General features: G+C 44.0%; 1 pseudogene. It reads left to right on the top strand.

What is annotated here, in order from left to right:
• Positions 1 to 506 precede the first annotated feature (506 nt).
• Positions 507 to 926 (top strand): annotated as a pseudogene (locus A6049_RS32250) (YVTN family beta-propeller repeat-containing protein); the annotation flags it as partial.

The raw sequence follows: 926 nt of genomic DNA, 5'->3' as shown, positions 1-926 counted from the left end.
CCGGCGCAGCTCACACACCCAGGACGGCCACGCCCGTCCTTTTGTTCGTCTCCAGAAGAAGCACGCAGCCAGGCACACCAGGAGCGCCCCTTGAGCTGAAGCACAAGCGCCAGGAGCGCGGACGCTCCCTCCGATCCAGACGAAATCCACGCAGCTCTTTTAATTTCTATTCCGTGCCTTTCTGAAAATGAAACTTATAATCAATACCAACGGTACACCCACAAAAGCAATCTGCCAGAACATGACTCCAAAGCTAAACCCCAACATAACACCTCCTACTGGAAATTATGTCCATTACAAACAAGGATATTCTTTTCTCTAAGTTTCGTCCGCACAGCAGACCACGAGCGACCCGGCACGTCTTTCTACAAAACAGAGATGTTAATTAAGTCCAGTACTTCTTCTTAAATATTGCATATTTTAAAATTGGAGATTAATTATTTCGCTGAATTTATTATCCAAACTAGATTAATTATCCAACTATATGACTAGGAGGGATAACATAAATGGCCATCTTATCAAGCGGACCGATAGAAAACAGTGCTATCAATGGCATGAGGTCTACTCAACAGATAACAGTAATAATTGAAAATAGGGATTTAGTTAATTCTGCGACTGTACTCATACAAGGTTATGCCTTAAACGGTACAAGAACGCTATATGTACTTGAACTTTTGGTAGCCTTACCAAATCAAGTAATAACAAAAAATTACTTTGCTAATCTTGATAGCTTTGAATTTGATTTCACAACAGAGGGCGTTGCTGCAGCTCAGACCGATCTTTCTGTTTGGGGAAAGACGGCTACAGGTGAATTAGTGACAGCTCATCGGCTTGTTTCATCGGAACTCTTAGGAGCTAGCACGGAGACTATCGGTGTGACCGGAGCAACGGGAACAACGGGTGTAACCGGAGCAACGGGTGTGACC

Origin of the sequence: Paenibacillus sp. O199, assembly GCF_001636635.1 — a bacterium.
Lineage (GTDB): Bacteria > Bacillota > Bacilli > Paenibacillales > Paenibacillaceae > Paenibacillus > Paenibacillus marchantiae.
The sequence above is the reverse complement of the archived record's forward strand: the minus strand, read 5'-3'. Positions and strand labels throughout refer to the sequence as shown.